The organism is Streptomyces yongxingensis (assembly GCF_055597465.1).
The window spans coordinates 2,128,177-2,149,546 of record NZ_CM145717.1; the positions used below are offsets into that span (position 1 = coordinate 2,128,177).

Consider the following 21,370-nt stretch of genomic DNA (forward strand, 5'->3'; position numbering starts at 1 on the left):
CCGATCCCCACGGAAGGACCCTCATGCCCGGCATTTCCCGTCTCGGCATCGTCGGCTGCGGCCTCATGGGCTCCGGCATCGCCGAGGTCGCCGCCCTGCGCGGTCTCGATGTGACCGTCGCCGAATCGACCCCCGAGCTGGCCGCCGCCGGCCGCGACCGCGTCACCGCGTCCCTCGACCGCGGGCTGCGGCGCGGCAAACTCACCGAGGCCGACCGCGGCCAGGCCCTGGCCCGGCTCACCTTCACCCACGACCTGAGCGAGCTGGCCGACCGGCAGTTCGTCATCGAGGCCGTCGCCGAGAGCCGGGAGGTGAAGCTGGAGGTCTTCCGTCAGCTGGACAAGGTGGTCAGCGATCCGGAGGCCATCCTTGCCACCAACACGTCCTCGATCCCCGTCGTCGACCTCGCCGTGGTCACCGGCCGGGCCTCCCATGTCGTGGGGCTGCACTTCTTCAACCCCGTACCGGTGCAGCAGCTGGTCGAGGTGATCCCCGCCCTCACCACCGGCGCCGAGACCCTGACCCGCGCCCGCGACTTCGCCGCCGAACAGCTGGGCAGGACCGTCATCCAGGCGCCCGACCGATCGGGCTTCGTGGTCAACGCCCTGCTGGTGCCGTACCTGCTCTCCGCGGTCCGCATGGTCGAGTCCGGAACGGCGCGCGCCGAGGACATCGACAGCGGCATGGAACTCGGCTGCGCCCACCCGATGGGTCCGCTGCGGCTGCTCGACCTGATCGGCCTGGACACGGCCAAGGCCGTCGCCGAGTCGATGTACGAGGAGTTCAAGGAACCGCTGTACGCCGCTCCCCCGCTGCTGCAGCGCATGGTCGCCGCGGGTCATCTGGGCCGCAAGAGCGGCCGGGGGTTCTACGTGTACGACGCGTGATCCCTCGCGGCGGCGGCCACCGCGGCCTCGCCGCCGGCCCCGGGCCGGGCTACTGGGCGGCTCGCCCGTGGCCCGGCACGGCGGGTCGGCCGCCGTGCCGGACCCGGTGTCCGTTCAGACAGCGGCGTGGGCGGCGAGGCCGACGAGTTCGGCGAGCCGGGCCCGGTGCCGGTCCGCCGTGCCGAACAGCACCTCGGCACCGCTTGCCCGGCGCACATACAGATGGGCCGGGTGCTCCCAGGTGAAGCCGATGCCGCCGTGCAGTTGGACGTACTCGGCCGTCGCCAGGCGGAAGGTCTCGGAGCAGACCACGGCGGCGGCGCAGGCGGCCACCGGCAGGTGCGGCGAGGCGACGGCGGCGCAGGCGGTCGCGTACGCGGACGCCGAGCGCGCCGCCTCCAGCGCCACCAGCACATCGGCCAGCCGGTGCTTGATGGCCTGGAAGGATCCGATGGGGCGGCCGAACTGGTGGCGCTGCGCCACGAATCCGACCGTGGCGTCCAGCGCGTGGCCGCCGCCGCCGACCTGTTCGGCCGCCAGTGCGGCCCGTCCGGTGTCCAGCGTCGCCGAAACCGTGCTCTCGGCCTCCTCCGCCGTACCCACGGCGGCGGCCGGGGCGCCCCGGAACTCCACCAGTGCCTGGCGCCGCGTCTCGTCCAGGACGCGGCGCGGAGTCCGCAGGGAGGTACCGGGGGCGGGCTCACAGGCGAAGAGCCGAGGTCCGGCGGGTGTTCCGGCCCGTACCAGGATCAGATCCGCCCCGGCCCCGTCGAGCACGAAGTCCGCCCGCCCGCGCAGCACCCAGCCGTCACCCCCTCGTTCCGCGGCGACGCCGGGCTCGTCGGGGCCGAACCCGGCCACGGTGGCGGTGAGCGTGCCGTCGGCGATCCGGGGCAGATAGCGCTCGCACGCCGTACGGTCACCGCTGAACAGCAGGGCGTGGGCGGCCAGGACCACCGTGGGCAGCAGCGGCGCGCAGTACAGGGCGCGCCCGGATTCCTCCAGGGCCACGGCCAGTTCGGCGAAGGTGAAGCCCGACCCTCCGTACTCCTCCGGAACGGCCAGTCCATGGACCCCGATCTCGCCCGCGAGCCGCGCCCAGAGCGCCTCGTCGTATCCGCGCGGGGTGGCCAGGTGTTTGCGCACGTCCTCGACGCCACTCGCCTCGGCGTAGAGGTCCCGCAGGACGGTGCGCAGCTGTCGCTGTTCATCCGTTTCGGACAGCAGTTGGGGGTCGATCTCGGGGCGGCGACGCTGCATGGGATCTCCATCGTGCTCGTACGACGGGCGAAGAATATAAGAACTGAACTCAATTCAAGACGGTAGGCATCGAACTCCGGGCAGGCAAGACCCGCACCACGGGCCGCTCCGGACACCCGCTCAGGCGGTGAACCGGCCGCCGTTGGCGAGCAGCACCGCGCCGACCAGGTTCGCCGCGGCATCGCTCACGAGAAAGAGGGCGATCTCGGATATCTCCTCGGGCGTCGCGTACGGACGCACCCGCGGGTCGGCGAAGCCCGCCCGCAGCGCCGCCGGGGTGCGGGCCGCCATCCCCGTCTCCGTCGGCCCCGGCGCCACCACGTTGACACGGATCCCGGACGCGATGACCTCCTTGGCCACGGCCTGGGCCAGCGCGTGCGCACCCGCCTTGGAGGCCGCGTAATGGGGATAGCCGACGGGCGCGTCGAAGGCCGACGACGATCCGATCACCGCGACCGCCCCGGCCCCGGTGGGCCGCATGACCCGCACCGCGGCGCGCAGCACATGGAAGGTTCCGTCCAGGTTCACACTCAGGACCCGCCGCCAGGAGGCGTCGTCGAGGGTGTCGGTCAGCTCGACCGGCCGCCCTTCGACCGTCGCTTCCGCGATGCGCCGCTTCGCCTCCGGATCGTCGACCCCCGCCGCGTGCACCACGACGTCGAGCCGCCCGTGCCGGCGCGGTACGTCCTGGAAGGCGGCGTCGACGCCCGCCGCGTCCGTCACGTCGAGTGCGATCCCCATGGCGGCGGGCAGCTCCTCGGCGACCGCCGCGGCGCCCTCGCCGTTCACGTCGGCCAGGACGACGGCCCGAGCCCCTTCCGCGGCCAGCTGCCGGGCGACCGCCGCGCCGATGCCGGAGGCGGCTCCCGTCACCATCGCGACCCGGCCGGCGAACCTCCCTGTGCGGACGTCTTCGCGCCTCACGCCGACTCCCTTCCCTTGCCCGGACCATCTATTGAACCGACTTCACCTCTGTTACCGTGGCTGCCACGGTGCTGACAAGACCCAGGACGGTGAGAATGAGGGCACTGCGACTGACGGCCTGGGGAGAGGCTCCGGCACCGGCCGAGGTCGAGCGGCCGGTCCCCCACGGCGCCGAGGTACTGGTGCGCGTCGAGGCGGCCGGGCTGTGCCGTTCCGACCTGCATGTGATCGACTGTGCTCCGGGGGCGCTTCCCTACCGGCTCCCGTTCACCCTCGGCCATGAGGTCGCGGGGCGGGTCACCGCCCTGGGACCCGGCGCCGACGGGGTGGCGATCGGCGAGCGCGTGGTGGTCTACGGGCCGTGGGGCTGTGGCTCCTGCGCACGTTGCGCCGCGGGCTCCGACAACTACTGCGACCGGCGGGACACCCTCGCCTGGCACGGGGCGGGACTGGGCCGGGACGGCGGAATGGCCGAGTATCTGCTCGTCGCCTCCGCCCGCCATCTGGTGCCGATCGGCGACCTGCCCGCCGACCAGGCCGCCCCGCTCTCCGACGCGGGCCTGACCTCCTACCACGCCGTGGCCGGGCTCAGGACCGCACTCGGCGAGGGCACCACCGCCGTCGTCATCGGAGTCGGCGGGCTCGGCCACCTGGCCGTCCAGATCCTCCGCGCCACCACCGCGAGCCGTGTGCTGGCGGTCGATGTCCGGGAGGACGCCCTGGCCCTCGCGGACCGCTCCGGCGCGGATTTCGGCACCCTGATGCGGCCGGACACCGCCCGCGCGCTGCGGGCGCGAAGCGGCGACGTGGGAGCTGACGCCGTGCTCGACTTCGTCGGCACCGCGCAGACGCTGGAACTCGCGATCAGCGTCCTGCGCCCCGGTGGCGAGCTCGCCGTCGTCGGAAGCGGAGGCGGCAGCCTGACGGTGTCCAAGCCGGGTGTCCTCCCCGCCGGCTTCCGGCTCTCACTGCCCTTCTGGGGCACCCGCCACGAACTGGCCGGGGTCGTCGCGCTGGCACGTTCGGGAGCGCTCCGCGTCGAGACGGAGCGCTTCCCGCTGTCCGCCGCTCCGGAGGCCATCGACCGGCTTCGCCGGGGCGGGGCCAGCGGCCGGACCGTGCTCGTACCGGACTGATCACAGGCGCGGTGGCCCGAGGACCCGGGCCGATGGATGGCTCACGGACGGCTCACGGATGGCTCACGGACGGCTCATCGATACGGAAGGGAAGTCGGCATGCGCTTCGATGGAAAGGTCGCGATCGTCACCGGCGGCGCCCGGGGCATGGGTGCCGCGCATGTACGGGGACTGGCCGCGGAAGGGGCCCGGGTCGCCGTCTGCGACATCCTGACCGAGGAGGGAGAGGCCCTGGCCGATGAGCTCCCCCACGCGCGCTACCACCACCTCGACGTCACGGACGAGGCGCGGTGGCGGTCGGTGGTCCGCGCGGTCGAGGACACCTTCGGCCCGGTGGACGTCCTGGTCAACAACGCGGGCATCATGCACTTCGGCGGTGTGGAGGAGCAGTCGCCCGAGCACTTCCGCCGGATCCTCGACGTCAACCTGGTGGGGGCCTTCCTCGGCATGCACACCGTCCTCCCCGGTATGCGCGAGCGCGGCCGCGGTGCCGTCGTCAACGTCTCCTCGGCCGCCGGTATGACGGGTTTCGCCGGTGGCATCGGCTATGTGGCGAGCAAGTGGGGGGTGCGCGGGATGACCAAGGCCGCCGCACTGGACATGGCAGGCAGCGGGGTACGCGTCAACTCCGTACACCCTGGAGTCATCCGCACGCCCATGGGTGAGAGCGCCTCACCCGAACTCTTCGCACAGCAGCCGGTGGCCCGCATCGGGGAGCCCGAGGAGGTCACCCGCATGGTGCTCTTCCTGGCCGGCGACGACGCCTCCTACACCACGGGCGGGGAGTTCCTCGTCGACGGCGGCCAGACCATCGGCCATGGCGGCCACCCCCGGGCGGCAGCGGACTGACGTCCTTCGGTGGCCGCCGGTGGTCACCATGACGGCCCCCTCCTACACGTCCTTGCGGACGGTGAACAGGGTGCCGATCCCGATCAGACAGACCAGCATGACGAAGAACGCCGGGGACAGCAGGTTCCCGGTCCGGTCGACCAGGAAGGCCGCGATGTACGGGGCCGTACCGCCCGCGAGGACGGTGCCGATGTTGTACCCGATCGCCATGCCGGTGTAGCGGACCCGGCGCTCGAACAGACGCGGCCACAAGCTGGCCGCCGGGACCTGCACGAACGCACTGCCCAGCATCAGGAGCACATAGGCCAGCCCGGCCAGGGCCAGGCTGTGCCGGCCCATGAGCATCATCGCCGGGTAGGCGGTCACCAGAAAGGCCAGCAGCCCGCCCATCAGGACGCGACGGCAGCCGAACCGGGCGGCGAGCCAGCCGGCCGGCACCATGAGCAGCACGGTGACGAGCACGACACCCGCGGTCAGCCAGTACACCAGCGTGGTGTCGTATCCCAGGTTGGTGGTCAGGTAGATGCCGATGTACGTCAGCCCGAGGAAGATGGCGCCGCCCTGGGCCATGGCCAGGCCGACGGACTGGAGCAGCGCCGGACGGTGGGTGGACAGGACCTCTCGGATCGGAGCCGTGGGGATGTCGGCGCGCCGTGCGGCCTCCTTGAATTCCGGGGTGTCCTCGATCCGCAGCCGGGCCCACAGACAGAGGAGGGTGAGCGGCACGGCCATCAGGAAGGGCAGCCGCCAGCCCCAGTCGGCCATCTGGTCCTTGGTGGTGAGGGCGGAGATCGCGCCGGCCGTCGCGGCCGCGAACATGAACCCTAGGTTGGATCCGATGGGGGTGACGGCGCCGAGGAAGGCCCTGCGCCGGGGCGGCGCCGACTCGTAGATGTAGGTATAGGCGCCGACCGACTCGCCACCTGAGGAGATGCCCTGTACCAGCCGGGTGAGGAACAGGAGCACCGCGGCGACCACACCGATCTGGCCGTAGGTCGGCAGCAGCCCCGTGACGCTGCTGGCCACCCCCATGCACAGCACCGAGGAGACCAGCGCCTTGCGACGCCCCCATCGGTCGCCGATCCATCCGAAGAAGACACCGCCGATCGGCCGCACCACGAGGCCGGTGGCGAACACCGCGAGCGCCGCCAGCATCGAGGCCGTCGGATCGTTGCCCGGGAAGAACTGCGGAGCGATCGCCACGGCGAGATAGCCGTAGACGCTGAAGTCGTAGTACTCGATCAGTGTGCCGATGCTCCCGGCGAGCATCGCGCGGCGCACCATCCGTGGATCGTGCGACGCCGACTCCTCCCCCGGAGGGGCGGGCTGATGTGTGGTGCTCATGATCCGGCTCCCTTTCCCGCGGCACGGTCCGGTACCCTGCCGACGCCCGGGACGGTACAGAACTGAACTCAGTACAGCTAGCCATTGAACAGGGTTTTCTCAGGGAGCACGGCAAAGGCTGTGGACACGGGTTGAGGATCTGAATTCGATTCGGTTTACTCATCTACGACGGAGCGCCATGTCGCCGTACTGGTCGGCAGTACCGAGTTCGGGAGTGCAACGTGCCCATCGGGTTCGAGATCGAGGAAAGAGTCGCGGAGATCGCGCGGCGCACCACCGAGTTCGTACGGGAAGTGGTGATACCCGAGGAGCGGGCGTGTGACGGCGATGTCCATGCCGGGCCGGAGCCGCTGCGCCGCCGGCTTCAGGACGCGGCCCGCGAGGCGGGGGTGTTCGCCCCGCATGTCGACGCCGAATGGGGCGGACTCGGACTGGACCTGCGCGGGCAGGCGGTGGTGTTCGAGGCGGCCGGGTACTCGCTGCTGGGGCCGCTCGCGCTCAACTGCGCGGCTCCGGACGAGGGCAATACACACCTGCTCGAGGTGGTGGCCACGAAGGAGCAGAAGGAACGGTATCTGCGCCCGCTGGCGGCCGGTGAGACGCGCTCGTGTTTCGCGATGACCGAGCCGGCGCCGGGCGCCGGCTCCGACCCGCGTGCGCTCACGACGACCGCGACGAAGATCGACGGCGGCTGGCGGATCGACGGCCGCAAGTGGTTCATCAGCGGCGCCGACGGGGCGGCCTTCGCCATCTGCATGGCCCGCACCAGCGGCGGCCCCGGCGACCCGGGCGGCGCGACGATGTTCCTCGTCGCCGCCGACAACCCCGGCATGAAGATCGTCCGGAATATCGACACTCTGGACCGGGGCCTCTTCGGCGGCCACAGCGAAGTCGCCTTCGAAGGCTGCGAGGTCGGGGACGAGGCCGTGCTGGGCGAGGTGGACCAGGGCTTCGCCCATGCCCAGGTGCGCCTGGGGCCCGCGCGCATGACCCACTGCATGCGCTGGCTCGGAGTGGCCCGGCGGGCGCAGGACATCGCCCTGGAGCGCGCGGCGGACCGTTCGGCCTTCGGCAAGCCACTGGCCGAACTGGGCATGGTGCAGCAGATGCTGGCCGACTCCGAGATCGACATCGAGACCAGCCGGGCGGTGCTGTGGCGGGCCTGCTGGGAGCTGGACCAGGGCCGCCCGGCCGCCCAGCACACCTCCATCGCCAAGACATACGTCTCCGAGGCGGTGCACCGGGTGGTCGACCGGTCCCTCCAGATCTGCGGTGCGCTCGGCATCTCAGGGGACGCCCCGCTGTCGCGGCTGTACCGGGAGGTGCGTCCGTTCCGTATCTACGACGGCCCTTCCGAGACCCATCGCTGGGCCATCGCCAAGCGCGCGGTGCGGGCGGCGCGGGAGCGGAGGGCCGCTCGGTGACCTTCTCCGGGACGACGCCGGCCGGAGTCGACGTGGCCGCGCTGGAGCGTTATTTCGAACGCCACGTGCCCGAGTGCGCGGGCCCGCTCGGGGTCACGCTCCTGCAGGGCGGGCGCTCCAATCTCACCTACGCGGTGACCGATGGGACACACCGGTGGGTGCTGCGCCGACCGCCACTGGGGGTGCTGACACCGACCGCGCACGACATGGACCGCGAATACCGCGTCGTCGCGGCGCTCGCCGACACCGCGGTGCCGGTCGCCCGGGCCGTGCTGTCGTGTACGGATCCGGAGGTGATCGGAGCGCCGTTCTGCGTCGTCGGCTTCGTGGAGGGCGCGGTGCTGCGCGACGGCGACGAGGCCGCCGCACTCCCGCCCGACGACGCGCGGCGCGCCGCCGACACGCTGGTGGACGCCCTGGTCACGCTGCACTCGGTGGACGCCGCCGCCGTCGGGCTCGGCGACTTCGGCCGGCCCGACGGCTATCTGGAGCGCCAGGTGCGGCGATGGCGTGGACAGTGGGACAAGGTCGCCACGCGGAACCTGCCCGACCTCGACGAACTGCACGGCGCACTGGCCCGCTCGCTGCCCGCGAGCGGCGCCCCGGCCATCGTGCACGGCGACTACCGCCTGGACAACGTCATCCTGGCACCCGGCGGCTTCGGGCGGATCGCCGCGGTCGTCGACTGGGAGATGGCCACGCTCGGCGATCCCCTCGCCGACCTCGGGATGCTGCTCATGTACTGGGACCGGACCTGCGAACCGGTCCTCGGGGCGCGGCACGTGCCGACGGCCAACCCCGGGTTTCCATCGGGCCGCGAACTGGCCGAGCGATACGCCGAGAAGTCCGGACGGGACATCGGTGCCCTGCCGTATTACCAGGCGCTGGGCTGTTTCAAGCTCGCTGTCATCGCGGAGGGCATCCACGCCCGCTTTTCGGCGGGACAGACGGTCGGAACGGGATTCGAACGGGTCGGGTCCGCGGTGCCCGCGCTGCTGCGCTCGGGGCTGGACCTGCTCCCGTGACCACTGACACGCGAGACGGAGGAGAGCCCGTGCGAGACCGACTGTCCGGACAGATCGCCCTGGTCACCGGCGCGACCGGCGGCATAGGAACCGCCGTCTCGCGACGGCTGGCCGCCGAGGGCGCCACGGTGGTGGTGACCGACGTGGATGCCACCCGCTGTGACCACCTGGCGCGGGAGCTGACGGCCGACGGAGCGCGGGCGCTGGGCCTGGCGCTGGACGTGAGCGACGAGGAGGCGTGGCGCGGCGCGGTCGAGCGCGTGGTCTCCGCACTGGGCGGCCTGTCCGTGCTCGTCAACAACGCGGGGATCGCCGAGATGCGCACCGTGGAGACGGAGACCCAGGAGTCATGGGACAAGGTCATCGCGGTGACCCAGGGCGGTGTCTGGCTCGGCATGAAGCACGGTGGACCCGCGATCGAGCGCTCCGGCGGCGGTTCGATCGTCAACATCGCGTCGATCTTCGGCACGGTGGGCGGCTTCGGCAGCCAGTTCTCGTACCACGCGGCGAAGGGCGCGGTCCGGCTGATGACGAAGAACGCCGCGCTGCACTGGGCCACGCGCGGCGTCCGCGTCAATTCGATCCACCCCGGTTTCATCGAGACCCCGCTCTCGCGCGAACTGTGGCGGGGCACCCCTCGTCACACCGCGATGGTCGAGGGCACGCCCATGGGGCGGCTCGGCAGTCCGGAAGAGGTAGCGGGGGCCGTCGCGTTCCTCGCGTCCCGGGACGCGAGCTTCGTGACCGGCTCCGAGCTGTACGTGGACGGCGGCTGGACGGCGCGCTGACGGGACGCGGCCGGACGGCACGCCGACGGGACACCACCCGTCGTGGCGGACGAGCCGGGCGCCGGCCCGGCGCGTGCTCAGTCCGTCGCGGGTGACGCGGCCGCGGTGGCGGTATCCGCGGCGGTCAGTCCGAACACCTGGGCCGAGGCTATGCCGCCGGCGTAGGCGCGGTGCCACAGGCCACCGGTGTCCGCCCCGGCCGCGAGGAGTCCGGGCAGCGGTTCGCCGTCCCCGCGCAGTACGCGGGCAGCTTCCGGCCGGGCGCGGGCTCCAGCCCCGCCGTGGCGTGTTCGTTGAACAGCTTGACCGCGTCGCGCACGGCGTCGCCCCGATACCCCCACTCCTCCGGGAGGTAGGCCAGTTCGTCGGGGTCTTCGCCGAGTCCCACCCGGCCGCCCCGCTTGCCGGCCAGGGCGAACTTGTCCACGGCGACCGCGCCCTCGACGTAACTGCCGACGACCCAGTCACGGAACACCCGGGCGTCGGCGATGAGGAGGCCCCGGCCTTCGGGCTGCTCCAGCAACGCCATGGCCGTGAGGTGGTCCCCCAGCGTCTCGTCGACGAACCGGTCGTTGTCCACGTTGAGCGCGGTGTCCCCATACGGATTCTGCTGGTCCATGACGCCGTGGCTCGGCGCGGTCCATGCGTAACCCGCGAAGAGCGCGGAACCGCCGACGTCCGTACCGATCTCCACGACCATGACGGACAGACCACCATGGCCGAAGTGACTTCTCTTGTTGAGACTTTCAGCGGTAGTGGGCCGCGAGTTCGGCGATGGAGGTGAAGGTCTGTGTTCCGCCGGTGCCACCGATGACGCGGACGCCGTCACCGGTTGTGGTGTCGAAGTCGAAGACGTAGGTCTTGTTGGTGCCGGCGGCCGAGGAGGTCGGGTAGGACGGTGTCACGCGTTGGCCGGTGACGTCGGTCCAGGTGCCGTTGCGGCGGACCTGGATCTTGGGTGGGCCGCTGAACCAGCCGCCGTCGCCGAACATGGTGCCGGTGGTGTAGGCCACCTGGTTGAGGCGGTACGCACGTGGCCAGGTGTAGCCCCACCAGCCGGTCGGCTTGCGTTCGTCGTTCCAGTCGTCCTCGCTCTGGGTCGTGTCGCCGTCGTTGTAGATCGCGCGGCCGAAGTGCGTGGCGCGTTCGATGGGCACGGTGCCGGGTTCGCGGGCGAGGTTGCGGGAGGCGTCCGGGGTGTTGTCCGGGGTGGTGGGGACGGAGGGGGTGAGGGACATCTTGCGCAGTGAGAAGGTGTACGCCCAGAAGTCGCCGGCCGGGTAACCGCCACCGCAGGGGCAGACGTTGGACTGGAGCCACATCGACTTGCCGTCCGCGGTGATGTACTTCGACGGGATGGTGGTGGCGTAGCCGCCGTGCTTGGTGTGGGTCCAGGGGTAGCCGCCGAAGTCCTTGGGGGTGAAGTGCTTCCACGGACCCCAGGGGGTGGGCGCCTCGTAGAACTCGTAGGTGTACTCCGTCCAGGACGTGTAGATGTAGCGCTTCAGCGCCTTGTTGTAGACCACACCGCCCTGGCTGATCACGCTGAGGTCCTTGACCCGGCCCGCGGTTCCCACGTTCTGGTAGACGCGGTGGTCGTCGTGGAGGACCGACACCCGTTGGTCGACGCTGGAGGACCACTGCGGGGTGCCGCCGCTGTCACCGGCGTAGAACTGCCAGGTGGAGCGGTCCATGATGGACGTGGCGGGCACCCGGGCCAGATAGAGGTCGGTGGGGTCCGGGTCGGGGTCGAAGGTGTCGCGCCAGTTGTAGTCCAGGCCGTAGGCGTAGACGTATCCGTCCGGGCTGTTGGTGTTGTCCTTGCCGTAGTCCAGGAACATGACCGTGGTGAACTTCTGGTCCGAGAACATCGGCTTGGCCTTGTCCGATGTCCAGGTGGCGCCCTTGTCGGTGGACTTCACGATCGTCGCGCTGGGCGCGTTGTCCAGCGTGCCCTTCTTGAGGTCCTGCACGGCGAGATACAGGTCGCCGTTCACACAGACCATGCCGGTCGGCTTGCGGTAGTAGTCCTGGGGAGCGCCCCAGACCCGGCCGATGCCGTCGCCCGACGCCCGCTGGGCGCCGGCCAGGTTGCCGGGTGAGCCGCTGATCCGGGCCACGCCGATGTCCTGCCAGGTGTCGCCGAAGCCCACGCCGTCGCCGTACGCGGCGTAGACGTTGTCGTCGTTCGACCAGCACGACGGCCACAGGTCGCCGTGCTCCTTGTTGTCGCCGATCGCGGGGGCGCCGATGGTGGCGCCGGGGGCGATGTCCACGGTGGAGAAGTAGTCGCTCTCCGGGGCGTTCGCGGCCGTGGCGGAGGGGGCGGCCGTGGCGGTTTTGCGCCCGGTGTCACGGGCGTGGCCGATGGCGCCCGTGCTGTCCGCTTGAACGGCGGGGACGGTCGCCGTCGTCACGACGGCCAGCCCGGCCGCCAGGGTGATCAGGAGTCTGGATCGTCGCACGGTGTGCTCCTCGCGGGTGTCGGTGGCGGCGTGCTCAGGCGGCCAGGCCGTTGATCCGGTACTGCATCACCCGGTAGTTCTGGTCGTCGTACCACTGGCTCACGGCGATGTGGAAGTCGCCGAAGGTCGAGCCCGGGACGATGAAGCCGCCGTAGGGGCTGGCCACCGCGTTGCCGGACTCGTTGCCCGGAGGGGTGGGGACGATGATGGTCTGCTCGGGGGTGGCGAACAGATCGCTCGTCGGCAGCGGGAAGACCTGCGCGCGCATGTCCAAGGGCTCCATGTTCAGCCAGGTCAGGGCATACTTGCCGCCCATCGCACGGAAGCAGATCTCACCGAACCGGCGCCGGGCGGTGATGGTGGTCGGGTAGTTGCCCCAGGCCCAGGCGCCGTTCGCGTAGCCCCACGGCTGGTACGCCGCCGGGTCGCCCAACCGGTCCTGCGGGACGCGGTGCAGCAGGAGGTCCGAGGGCACGTCCCGGTTGAACACGCTCGACAGCACGTAGCAGTAGCCGTCGTCCGCGACCGCGTACGTCTTCTGCTGGAACTGGCCGCCGTACTGATCCCCGGGCCACTGGCACAGGTACTGCCACGTCTGGCCGTTGTCCGTCGAGCGCCAGAAGTCGGAGTGGTGGGTCCGGTACAGGACACCCCGCATCAGGTGCATGTACATCGTGTTGCCGACGGTGAAGACGTCCGACGGTATGGCGGTCGTGTTGTTCTCGTGGTTCTCCGGGACCAGCCCCACGGCCTGCGAACCGCCCACGCTGTCGTCGATGACGAGGGCGTTCAGATCGGGGTGGCGTGCCCGCAGGCCCACCGGGGCCCGCCAGTTGGGGCCGCCCACGCCGCCTCCGTCGAAGGTGTCGCCGCAGACGAAGAGCATCGTGCCGTCGGGACAGCGGACGGGGATGCCCAGGTCGGTCCAGGGCGCGGCGAACTGTCCCGTCTCGGCCGGGCCGGTGAGGTTTCTGACCTTCGTGCCGGTGATGGCGGTGGTGGCGGCGCTCGCCCGCGGCGTCCCCGCCGTCAGCCCGGCCGCCGCCGTGGCCAGGCCCAGACCGGCGGCGAGCACCAGACGGCGGCCGGGGCCACCGGCGGTTCCGGCGGGCTCCCCACCGGCCGTTCCGGCGGGGCCGGGTGGTGATGAAGCTGCCATGTGCGACTCCTCGGAATCGTTCGCTTCTACGGCTATGGCTGCGGCTGCGGCTGGACCCCCACGTCTCCGCACAGATGCACCTCGACGCCCAGCTCGGCGAAGAGCGCGGCCTTGGCGCGCAGCGCCTTGTCGGCGGTCGCCGCGTCGGGTGCGTAGGCCACGTTGAGGTGGTTGGCGCGGTGGCGGGCCATGAACTGGTCACGGGTGACGCCGTGCAGGACCGCGTGCATGATCGGCCACTGGTGGTTGGTGGCGTCGAGCCGGCGCCGGGTCTCCTCCTCGGGCAGCTCCACCGACGTGGCGCGGCCGAGGTCCACGTGCAGCCTGCCGTCCATCAGGAACACCCGCGACCAGACGATCTCGCCCGGCTTGGAGACACCGCTGAGGGTGCCGCCACCGAGCGGGAAGAACATCGGGGGCTGACGCATGCTGTACGACTTGTCGTAGCCGCCGTTGTGGGAGGCGGGCACCGAGCCGGAGATCTCGAAGACCCAGACGAACCGGCCGTCGTACTCCTCGCCCCAGCGGATGTCGTGCAGTGTGGTGGCCGGGTCGAGGCCCATCGCCGTCCAGATGCGGTTGGTGACCAGGGAGTCCACGGCGACACCCTCATCCACCTCGTTGAAGTGCGGCAACGGCGCGCCGGGGTAGAGCTCGCGGGCACCGTCGCGGCTCCGTACCGGCGGGCGCTGGACGTTGTTGAGCAGACCCTCGGCGAGGTCGCTCGCCGGGACGGTGTCCTTCAGGCCCTGCTGGTACTGGATGCCGACCGCGTCGAGCCCGAAGTCGTCGGCGATGCGCACCGCGGCGATGTACATCTTGAACTGGCTGAGCAGCTGGGCGTCGGTGAGTTCGGTGGCCTCGTCGGTGCCGGTGTGGAAGGTCATCCCGGCCCGGTCGAGCCAGCCGCGGACCTCCTGGGCCTCCTCGTCCGACACGTTCTTCATCTCGGCCACCAGGGCGCTCTGCGACAGGCGCTCCTTGTAGATGCCGAGCGGGTTGAGGAACTCGTCGTCGATGATGGCGTTGTACATGCCCATGCAGCCCTCGTCGAAGACGCCGATGATCGCTTTCTCCTCGCGCAACTGCCGGGCGAGGGCCACGCCCAGGGCGGTCTCGGGGTCCGCGCCCGGCAGGGGCGGCAGGGGCCGGACGTGGCTGGTGTCGTGGGTGAGCGTGCCGGTCTCCAGCCAGGTGCGCAATGACGCGCGCGCCCACTCGTCGGTGAAGTCGGCGCTCCACAGCACCGAGTAGTCGCGCCCCGCCTTGGTGAGGCTGCCGGCGAGGTTCAGCAGGCCGACCAGCCCGGGGAATTCGCCACTCCAGTTGGCCACCACCAGGATCGGCCCCTGGTGGTCGCGCAGACCGGCGAGGACGTGGTGGCTGTACTGCCAGACCGCCTCGACGACGATGAGCGGGGCGTCCTTGGGTATGTGCTTGAAGACCTCGATACCGGCGCGCTGGCTGTCGATGAACCCGTGCCCCTTGGCCCCGTCCACGGCGTGGCCGCGGCGGACCTTCCGGCCGAGGTCCGTGAGGGCCGCGGCGAGGTCGCTCTCCAGCTTCTCCTGGGTGGGCCAGCAGGTGACGTTGGCGGCGGGGCGCAGGTCGCCGCTGGCCACGGTGTAGACGGTGGCCGGCTCGGCGGCGGGCGGCCGGTGGAGCTCGGGCAGGGTGTACGCGGTCATGCGGTCTCCGTTGAGGGTGCGTCGATGGTGCGTTGAGGGGTGCGCGAGTGGCGCTGGGGGTGCTGGGGCACTGAGGGTGCTGGGGGCGGCTGCGGGCGCGGGTGGCGCCGGGGCGCTGAGGCAGTGGGAACGCCGGGGGCGCGGTGGCGGCTGCGGGTGGCGGCTGCGGGCGCGTGGCACTGGAGGCCAGGGCCTGAGGGCGCTCAGCGCTCCTGCAGCGCGGCCAGCGCGTGGACGGTCGCGGCCGTGTCCGGGTACAGCCGCCGGTAGAGGGCGTACAGCTCGTCGTAACGCCCGGTGTGTGCGGCGCGCGGCGTTACTGTCTCGCGCACCGGGTTCCAGTCGTCGATCGAGGCGTCCCCGACGAGCTGGGCGGCCAGCAGAGCGTCGCCGTAACCGGCGCCGATGGTGATGGTGCGCAGCTCCTGTGGGCGGCCGGTGATGTCGGAGACGATCTGTGTCCACAGCGAGCCCTGGGTGCCGCCTCCGACGGCGACCACACGGCGGATGTCGCCGCCGACCGCCTCGATGACCTCGATGTTCTGGCGGATGGCGAACCCGGTGGCCTCGAGCGCGGCCCGGTAGAGGTCGCCGCGGGTGTGGGACAGGGTCAGCCCGGCGATCACCCCGCGGGCGTCCGGGTCCATGATCGGGGTGCGCTCGCCGGAGAAGTACGGGAGCATCAGCAGGCCGTTGGCGCCGACGCCCGACTCGGCGGCCAGCGCGGTGAGTTCGGCGTGGTCACCGTCGGCGAACAGATCCTTCAGCCAGTTGGCGACCGCACCGGAGGTGGCCATGCCACCGGCGAGGTTCCGGGTCCCGGGCAGGGCCCCGACCGTGCCCCACAGGGACGGGCTGGTCAGCGGCTTGGGCACGGTGTGGATGAGGAACATGGTGGTGCCGTACATCAGCATCAGATCGCCGATGTTCTGCGCGCCGACGCTCAGTGCCTCGGCCCAGGCGTCGATGGTGCCGGTGGTGACGGGGATTCCGGCGGGCAGACCGGTCGCCGTGGCGGCCTCGGGGGTGAGGGCGCCGGCCGTCTCGCCGGGCCAGCGCAGCGGCGGCAGCTCGATCCCGGGGGCGACCTCGGCGGCCCAGGGGGCGTACCACGCGCAGGCGAGCGTGTCGTACAGCGGGGTGCACTGGCTGGCCGAGTGGTGGTCCAGGACGTAGTTCCCGGTGAGCTTCCTGACCAGCCAGGAACTGGGCATGTACAGGCGCTCGGCCCGCGCGTAGAGCTCGGGCTCCTCCTCGGCGATCCACGCGATCTTCGGTCCGGCGGCCTGGGTGGTCAGGGCGGAGCCGCCGCGGCGGATGATCTCGTCGGCGCCGAGTCGCGCCTCGATGCGCTGGATCTGCTGGACCGAGCGGGTGTCCACACCGTAGAGCACGGCGGGGCGCAGCGGGGCGTCGTGCTCATCGGTCAGCAGGACGCAGGGTCCCATGCCACTGACCCCGACGGCGACCACGGTGGTGTCCTCCGCGGTGGTCAGCTCCCGGGAGAGTTCGGTGAACTCGCGCCACCAGACGGAGGCGTCCATCTCGAAGCGGCCGGGGCCCGGTCTCGCGGGCGTGTGCTCCCGGGTGGCCGAGCGGATCAGTGCGCCATCGAGACCGACGAGGACGCCCTTGCTGCTCGAGGTGCCGATGTCCACTCCGATGACTGCGTTGCGAGGCATGGCGAGCACGCTGACAGAAAACGATTTCAACGTCAAGGGAGTCCGCACGAACGGCCTTTGCCCTGCGAAAAGCCATATCAGCAGCGCGCGTCGGCATCCCGCCTTCGGCCGTACGTCTCACCCCTTGACACCCCCTGGAGGCCGCTCTACGTTGCGGTGAAATGGATTTCAGACGTGCTGCGCCGCACCGCCGGTGACGCCGTTTTCCGCGCGCCACGGCGCCTCTTCCGGACCCGTCGGCGCGCGCCCCGTACCCCACCCATGAGGGCAAGACACGATGACGACCTTTGGACTCGACGGCATCTCGCGCAGGACACGTGCCGTGAGCCGTTCCATCAGCGCCGAGAACATCACCGGCGCCAAGTCGGGTGGCGGCCGCGCCACGGAGGGCACCGGAGCGGTGGCGGCGAGCAGGCTGGGGCCGGGCTGGAAGATCTCCCCCAGCATCGACATCGCCCCCGGCACGACGGCGGTGCTCGCCGACATCAAGGGTCCCGGCACCATCCGCCACCTGTGGTGCACCACCGACCCGCACCGGGCCTGGCGGGGCACCCTGCTGCGGATGTACTGGGAGGGCGAGGAGGATCCGGCCGTCGAGGTCCCGCTCGGTGACTTCTTCTGCAACGGCTGGAACACCTTCAGCCAGGTCTCGTCCGTGCCCATCGCCGTGAACCCCAACGGCGGCTTCAACGCGTACTGGCCGATGCCGTTCCACCGCAGGGCACGGATCACCCTGGAGAACCTGACCGCCGAGAAGGTCACGCTCTACTACCAGGTGGACTACGAGCTGGACGAGGTCGGGGACGACGCCCTCTGGTTCCACGCCCAGTGGCGCCGCAGCCATCCGGTGCCGTACGGCGAGGTGCACACCCTGCTCGACACGGTCACCGGCGCCGGCGGCTATGTCGGCACCTATCTGGCCTGGGGCGTCAACAGCCCGGGCTGGTGGGGCGAGGGTGAGCTGAAGTTCTACCTCGACGGTGACGACGAGTTCCCCACGCTCTGCGGCACCGGCACCGAGGACTACTTCGGCGGCGCGTGGAACTTCGACGTCCCCGGCCAGGGCTACACCGCCTACACCACCCCGTATCTGGGCCTGAACCAGGTCCTGCGCCCGGACGGGCTGTACAACAGCCAGCAGCGGTTCGGGATGTATCGCTGGCACGTCCTTGACCCCATCCGCTTCTCCGAGGACCTGCGCGTCACCGTGCAGAGCCTCGGCATCGGCCCGGGGCAGGGCAACGGGCTGCCGCACCGCTACCGGCACACCAGCGATGACATCGCCAGCACCTCGCTGTTCTACCTGGATGCCCCGTCGTCCGCGTCCCGTCCGGCCGCGCCGGACCTGCTCACGCTCGAAGTCGACTGAGGGGAAGTCGGCTGAGGGGCCCGCCCGCCCCCGGATCCGTACGTCCCAGCACCCACCCCCCACCCGCACATCCCAGCCCCATCCCACTCCGACAGGAGCGCACGCATGCTCCAGCACGGCACCGAAGCCGGGCGCCCGGCCACCTCCCCCGGCACCTCACGCCGCCGTTTCCTCACCACGGTGGCGGGCGCGGGGTCGGCCGTGGCGGCCCCGGCCCTGCTCACCGGTTGCGGCACGGCCCGGGCGAAGGGGGGCAACCTCCAGTTCTGGAACTTCTACGGGCCCCAGCGCTCGCCGGACCCCGCCGTCAACGCACAGGCCAAGTGGTTCGTCGACATGGTCGACCGGTGGAACGCCACCCACAAGGCGCGGATCGACCTGGTCTATCTGCCGCAACCCACCTATCTCAACGGATTCAAGCTGCCGTCCGCCTTCGCCACCGGCGAGGGCCCGGACATCTTCCTGCTCTCCCCCGGCGACTTCCTGCGGTACTACAACGGCGGCGTCCTGGCCGACCTCACACCGCACATGGAGAAGGCGGCCATCGACGACTTCGGCTCCGCGCTGGACAGCCGCATGGTGGACGGCAAGGTCTACGCCCTCCCCATGGAGATCGAGCCGCTGGCCATGTTCTACGCCCAGGACGTCTGGGAGAAGGCCGGTCTGTCGGAAGCCGACATCCCCACCACCTGGGACCAGATGCTCGACATCGGCGACAAGCTGCGCACGAGGACCCGGGCCGGGCTGGTCTTCGAGACCGGCCCGGGCTACTACCAGAACTTCACCTGGTACCCGTGGATGTGGCAGGGCGGCGGCGAGGTCCTGGACGAACGCGGCGATGTGGCCTTCGACTCCAAGGCCACCCGGCAGGCCCTGGGGCTCTGGCAGGACGCGGTGCGCCACGGCATCGCGCCGCGCACCATGCCCGCCGCCGGGGACGTGGTCGGCGGTTTCAAGGGCGGCAACGTCGCCATGTGGCAGCAGGGCATCTGGAACGTCTCCAGCTTCAAGGCGTTCGCGCCCACGTACCGGTACGGCGTCTTCAAGCTGCCCACGCCTCCGGGCGGCCGGTACGTCACCGCGCTGGGCGGCTGGTCCTTCTGCGCCAACGCCCAGGGCCGCGACCCCGAGGCGGCGGCCGAGTTCTGCGTCTGGGCGCTGGGCTCCATGAAGGACGACTCCATCAACCGGATGGTCGAATGGTGCGTCGGCACCAAGTCCGATGTGGCGCCCCGCGACAGCGCCCTGGACCGCGGCTCCGCCAAGGGCGGCTACGACTCCGAGATCATGAAGCGGTTCAAGGACGAGATCTTCCCGGGTGGCCGTGGTGAACCGCGCTATCCCCCGGTCGTCTACAAGGCGATCTCCGACGCCATCCAGGGCACCATGCTCGCCGGCCACGGTGTGGCCGGCGAGGCCGAGAGAGCCGCCCGGTCCATCGCGGCCTACACCAAGAGCTACCAGGGGGCGAGCCTGATATGAGCAGTGTCGCCGCGCAGGAGCGCCGCCACCGGGCCACCGTCGCCCCGGCGCAGTCGCCCGCCACGCCCGGCCGCCGGCCGAGGCTGAGCCGCGAGCACCGCGAGTGGCTGGCCGCCGGGCTGTTCCTCGCGCCCGATGTGCTCGGGCTGCTGGTGTTCGTCGCGATCCCGATGGTGCTGTCCATCGGGCTGAGCTTCTTCCAGGTCAGCGGCTTCGGCAGCTATGAGTGGATCGGGCTCGGCAACTACCGGCGGATGGTGAACGACCCGCTGTTCTGGGACTCGATGGAGATCACGGGGCTGTATGTGGTGTTCCTCGTCCCCCTGCTGTTCTGTGTGAGTCTGGGTCTTGGTCTGCTGGTGAAGCAGAAGCTGCCCGGGGTCGGCGTCTACCGCACGATGCTCTTCATGCCGTACGTCATCAGCCTGGTGGTGGTCGGCGTGCTGTGGAAGTTCCTGCTCGACGAGCAGACCGGGGTGGTCAACCGGGCCATGCGCGCCGCCGGTTTCGACGGTGAGTCCTGGCTCGGCAGTCCGTCCCTCGCCCTCGGCTGTGTCATCGCCGTCATGGTGTGGGTGATGATGGGCTACTACATGATCATTTTCCTCGCCGGGCTCCAGGAGATCCCCCAGGAGTTCTACGAGGCCGCGAAGCTGGACGGCGCGGGGCCATGGACCACATTCCGCACCATCACCTGGCCGCTGCTGCGCCCCACCAGCTTCTTCGTCCTGCTGATGTCGACCGTCGCCGCCATCACCGGCGGCCTCGACCTGATCTTCGTCCTGACCAACGGCGGCCCTGCCAACGGCACGTCGCTCGCCATCTTCTACATCTACCAGCAGGCGTTCGGATTCGGGGAGTACGGCTATGCGTCGGCCATGGGCTCGTTCCTGGTGCTGATCATGGTGCTCGTCTCTGCGGTGCTCTTCAGGTTCACGAGAGGCGGGAGGTTCGACGATGGCGAGTGACGCCCTGACGACCCGGGCCCACACCACGGCCACCACGACCGGTCGGCGTCGGCTGCCCTCCTCGCGCGCCGGACTGACGGCCCTGGCCGTCGTCCTGTCGCTGATCAGCCTCTTTCCCGTGTTGTGGATGGTCACGTCGTCGTTCAAGACGCGGGCCACCGTCACCGACGGACGGCTGATCCCGCAGGACTTCACCTTCCAGAACTTCGTCTACGTCTTCACCGAGGTGCCGTTCGGCCGCTATCTGTGGAACAGCTTCTTCATCTCCACGGTGATCACCGTGGCGGCGCTGTTCTTCCACTCGATGGCCGCCTACGCGCTGGCGCGGCTGCGTTTCCCGGGGCGCGCGAAGCTCTTCGGCGCCATCTTCGCGACGCTGCTGGTCACCGCGCCGGTGGTGCTGATCCCGCTGTTCCTGGTCGCCCGCGAACTGGGGCTGCTGGACAGCTATGCCGGGCTGATCATCCCGGCGATCTTCAACGCGTTCGGCATCTTCTTGCTGCGCCAGTTCTACCTGGGGTTGCCGAAGGAGCTGGAGGAGGCGGCGGTCATCGATGGCTGCGGCCACTGGCGGGTCTACTGGAACATCGTCCTGCCGATGTCCCGGCCGATCCTTTCGGCCCTGGCGATCTTCTTCTTCCTCGCCAACTGGAACGCGTTCGTCTGGCCGTTGGTCGCCACGAGCGATCAGGACCTGACGGTGGTTCAGCTCGGTATCTCGTCGTTCCAGACGCAGTACACGTCCAACTGGAACTACATCCTGGCGGCGGCGACGGTGGCCGCACTGCCCATGCTGGTGCTGTTCTTCATCTTCCAGCGGCAGATTGTGGAGTCGATCAAGACGTCGGGGTTGAAGTGAGCGCTGTGAGGTGACGTGGCGCCGCACGGGCCGAATGGCCGGTGGGGCGCCACTTTGTTTG

The 21,370-nt window shown here is 70.6% G+C and carries 18 protein-coding genes; 10 read left to right on the forward strand and 8 right to left on the reverse strand.

What is annotated here, in order from left to right:
• Nucleotides 1–23: 23 nt before the first annotated feature.
• A complete protein-coding gene (locus tag ACZ6TD_RS08600; protein WP_471352181.1) occupies nucleotides 24–887 on the forward strand; it encodes a 3-hydroxybutyryl-CoA dehydrogenase in 864 nt (287 codons plus the stop codon).
• Nucleotides 888–1,001: 114 nt separating this feature from the next.
• On the opposite strand, the gene ACZ6TD_RS08605 is transcribed toward ACZ6TD_RS08600, so the two are convergent.
• Entirely contained in the window at nucleotides 1,002–2,147 is a 1,146-nt protein-coding gene (locus ACZ6TD_RS08605) for an acyl-CoA dehydrogenase family protein (protein WP_471352185.1), read from the reverse strand.
• Between the two features lie 120 nt (nucleotides 2,148–2,267).
• Nucleotides 2,268–3,071: an SDR family NAD(P)-dependent oxidoreductase gene (locus ACZ6TD_RS08610; RefSeq protein ID WP_471352188.1), complete on the reverse strand. Its 804-nt coding sequence runs from the start codon at nucleotides 3,069–3,071 to the stop codon at nucleotides 2,268–2,270.
• A 95-nt stretch (nucleotides 3,072–3,166) separates the two neighbouring features.
• Here ACZ6TD_RS08610 and ACZ6TD_RS08615 point away from each other — a divergent pair, with 95 nt between their 5' ends.
• Together ACZ6TD_RS08615 and ACZ6TD_RS08620 are read left to right on the forward strand one after the other, a co-directional pair.
• Nucleotides 3,167–4,207: an NAD(P)-dependent alcohol dehydrogenase gene (locus tag ACZ6TD_RS08615; RefSeq protein WP_471352191.1), complete on the forward strand. Its 1,041-nt coding sequence runs from the start codon at nucleotides 3,167–3,169 to the stop codon at nucleotides 4,205–4,207.
• Nucleotides 4,208–4,306: 99 nt separating this feature from the next.
• Nucleotides 4,307–5,056: a glucose 1-dehydrogenase gene (locus ACZ6TD_RS08620; RefSeq protein ID WP_471352194.1), complete on the forward strand. Its 750-nt coding sequence runs from the start codon at nucleotides 4,307–4,309 to the stop codon at nucleotides 5,054–5,056.
• A gap of 42 nt (nucleotides 5,057–5,098) precedes the next feature.
• Here ACZ6TD_RS08620 and ACZ6TD_RS08625 read toward each other — a convergent pair whose 3' ends face one another.
• Nucleotides 5,099–6,400, reverse strand: a complete 1,302-nt coding sequence (locus ACZ6TD_RS08625; RefSeq protein WP_471352196.1) for an MFS transporter — start codon at nucleotides 6,398–6,400, stop codon at nucleotides 5,099–5,101.
• 221 nt (nucleotides 6,401–6,621) lie between these two features.
• On the opposite strand from ACZ6TD_RS08625, the gene ACZ6TD_RS08630 reads away from it, so the two are divergent.
• Genes ACZ6TD_RS08630 through ACZ6TD_RS08640 form a run of 3 tightly spaced genes read left to right on the forward strand, consistent with a single transcriptional unit; the run spans nucleotide 6,622 to nucleotide 9,637 of the window.
• On the forward strand, nucleotides 6,622–7,824 hold the full coding sequence (locus ACZ6TD_RS08630; RefSeq protein WP_471352199.1) for an acyl-CoA dehydrogenase family protein: 1,203 nt from the start codon (nucleotides 6,622–6,624) through the stop codon (nucleotides 7,822–7,824).
• Nucleotides 7,821–8,849 (forward strand): phosphotransferase family protein, encoded by a 1,029-nt coding sequence (locus ACZ6TD_RS08635; RefSeq protein ID WP_471352202.1) that lies wholly within the window; start codon nucleotides 7,821–7,823, stop codon nucleotides 8,847–8,849. The genes ACZ6TD_RS08630 and ACZ6TD_RS08635 overlap by 4 nt, the downstream gene beginning before the upstream one ends.
• Nucleotides 8,850–8,878: 29 nt before the next feature.
• Nucleotides 8,879–9,637 carry an SDR family NAD(P)-dependent oxidoreductase gene (locus ACZ6TD_RS08640; protein WP_471352205.1) on the forward strand — a complete coding sequence of 253 codons (759 nt, stop codon included), beginning with the start codon at nucleotides 8,879–8,881 and terminating at the stop codon, nucleotides 9,635–9,637.
• 148 nt (nucleotides 9,638–9,785) lie between these two features.
• Here ACZ6TD_RS08640 and ACZ6TD_RS08645 read toward each other — a convergent pair whose 3' ends face one another.
• The 5 genes from ACZ6TD_RS08645 to ACZ6TD_RS08665 form a co-directional block, all read right to left on the reverse strand.
• Nucleotides 9,786–10,337, reverse strand: a complete 552-nt coding sequence (locus ACZ6TD_RS08645; RefSeq protein WP_471352208.1) for a hypothetical protein — start codon at nucleotides 10,335–10,337, stop codon at nucleotides 9,786–9,788.
• Between the two features lie 46 nt (nucleotides 10,338–10,383).
• Nucleotides 10,384–12,102, reverse strand: coding sequence for a hypothetical protein (locus ACZ6TD_RS08650; RefSeq protein ID WP_471352211.1), 1,719 nt, complete (start codon nucleotides 12,100–12,102; stop codon nucleotides 10,384–10,386).
• A gap of 34 nt (nucleotides 12,103–12,136) precedes the next feature.
• A complete protein-coding gene (locus ACZ6TD_RS08655) occupies nucleotides 12,137–13,261 on the reverse strand; it encodes a DUF4185 domain-containing protein (protein WP_471352213.1) in 1,125 nt (374 codons plus the stop codon).
• Between the two features lie 32 nt (nucleotides 13,262–13,293).
• Nucleotides 13,294–14,949 carry a fucose isomerase gene (locus ACZ6TD_RS08660; protein ID WP_471352215.1) on the reverse strand — a complete coding sequence of 552 codons (1,656 nt, stop codon included), beginning with the start codon at nucleotides 14,947–14,949 and terminating at the stop codon, nucleotides 13,294–13,296.
• Between the two features lie 203 nt (nucleotides 14,950–15,152).
• Nucleotides 15,153–16,631 (reverse strand): FGGY-family carbohydrate kinase, encoded by a 1,479-nt coding sequence (locus ACZ6TD_RS08665; RefSeq protein ID WP_471352218.1) that lies wholly within the window; start codon nucleotides 16,629–16,631, stop codon nucleotides 15,153–15,155.
• 322 nt (nucleotides 16,632–16,953) lie between these two features.
• On the opposite strand from ACZ6TD_RS08665, the gene ACZ6TD_RS08670 reads away from it, so the two are divergent.
• The 4 genes from ACZ6TD_RS08670 (at nucleotide 16,954) to ACZ6TD_RS08685 (ending at nucleotide 21,309) form a co-directional block, all read left to right on the forward strand.
• The gene (locus ACZ6TD_RS08670) at nucleotides 16,954–18,000 is read left to right on the forward strand and encodes a glycoside hydrolase family 172 protein (RefSeq protein WP_471352220.1); all 1,047 of its coding nucleotides are present in this window, start codon (nucleotides 16,954–16,956) and stop codon (nucleotides 17,998–18,000) included.
• Nucleotides 18,001–18,105: 105 nt separating this feature from the next.
• The gene (locus ACZ6TD_RS08675) at nucleotides 18,106–19,482 is read left to right on the forward strand and encodes an ABC transporter substrate-binding protein (RefSeq protein ID WP_471352224.1); all 1,377 of its coding nucleotides are present in this window, start codon (nucleotides 18,106–18,108) and stop codon (nucleotides 19,480–19,482) included.
• Nucleotides 19,479–20,450 (forward strand): carbohydrate ABC transporter permease, encoded by a 972-nt coding sequence (locus tag ACZ6TD_RS08680; protein WP_471352227.1) that lies wholly within the window; start codon nucleotides 19,479–19,481, stop codon nucleotides 20,448–20,450. The genes ACZ6TD_RS08675 and ACZ6TD_RS08680 overlap by 4 nt, the downstream gene beginning before the upstream one ends.
• Complete coding sequence (locus ACZ6TD_RS08685; protein ID WP_471352229.1) at nucleotides 20,440–21,309, forward strand: carbohydrate ABC transporter permease; 870 nt, start codon at nucleotides 20,440–20,442, stop codon at nucleotides 21,307–21,309. The genes ACZ6TD_RS08680 and ACZ6TD_RS08685 overlap by 11 nt, the downstream gene beginning before the upstream one ends.
• The last annotated feature ends 61 nt before the right edge of the window (nucleotides 21,310–21,370 follow it).

What these genes read in the sequence shown, in the direction of transcription:
- ACZ6TD_RS08600 (WP_471352181.1), top strand. Translation starts at nt 24, where the DNA reads ATGCCCGGCATTTCCCGTCTCGGCATCGTCGGCTGCGGCCTCATGGGC.
- ACZ6TD_RS08605 (WP_471352185.1), bottom strand. Translation starts at nt 2,147, where the DNA reads ATGCAGCGTCGCCGCCCCGAGATCGACCCCCAACTGCTGTCCGAAACG.
- ACZ6TD_RS08615 (WP_471352191.1), top strand. Translation starts at nt 3,167, where the DNA reads ATGAGGGCACTGCGACTGACGGCCTGGGGAGAGGCTCCGGCACCGGCC.
- ACZ6TD_RS08620 (WP_471352194.1), top strand. Translation starts at nt 4,307, where the DNA reads ATGCGCTTCGATGGAAAGGTCGCGATCGTCACCGGCGGCGCCCGGGGC.
- ACZ6TD_RS08625 (WP_471352196.1), bottom strand. Translation starts at nt 6,400, where the DNA reads ATGAGCACCACACATCAGCCCGCCCCTCCGGGGGAGGAGTCGGCGTCG.
- ACZ6TD_RS08645 (WP_471352208.1), bottom strand. Translation starts at nt 10,337, where the DNA reads ATGGTCGTGGAGATCGGTACGGACGTCGGCGGTTCCGCGCTCTTCGCG.
- ACZ6TD_RS08655 (WP_471352213.1), bottom strand. Translation starts at nt 13,261, where the DNA reads ATGGCAGCTTCATCACCACCCGGCCCCGCCGGAACGGCCGGTGGGGAG.
- ACZ6TD_RS08660 (WP_471352215.1), bottom strand. Translation starts at nt 14,949, where the DNA reads ATGACCGCGTACACCCTGCCCGAGCTCCACCGGCCGCCCGCCGCCGAG.
- ACZ6TD_RS08665 (WP_471352218.1), bottom strand. Translation starts at nt 16,631, where the DNA reads ATGCCTCGCAACGCAGTCATCGGAGTGGACATCGGCACCTCGAGCAGC.
- ACZ6TD_RS08675 (WP_471352224.1), top strand. Translation starts at nt 18,106, where the DNA reads ATGCTCCAGCACGGCACCGAAGCCGGGCGCCCGGCCACCTCCCCCGGC.
- ACZ6TD_RS08680 (WP_471352227.1), top strand. Translation starts at nt 19,479, where the DNA reads ATGAGCAGTGTCGCCGCGCAGGAGCGCCGCCACCGGGCCACCGTCGCC.
- ACZ6TD_RS08685 (WP_471352229.1), top strand. Translation starts at nt 20,440, where the DNA reads ATGGCGAGTGACGCCCTGACGACCCGGGCCCACACCACGGCCACCACG.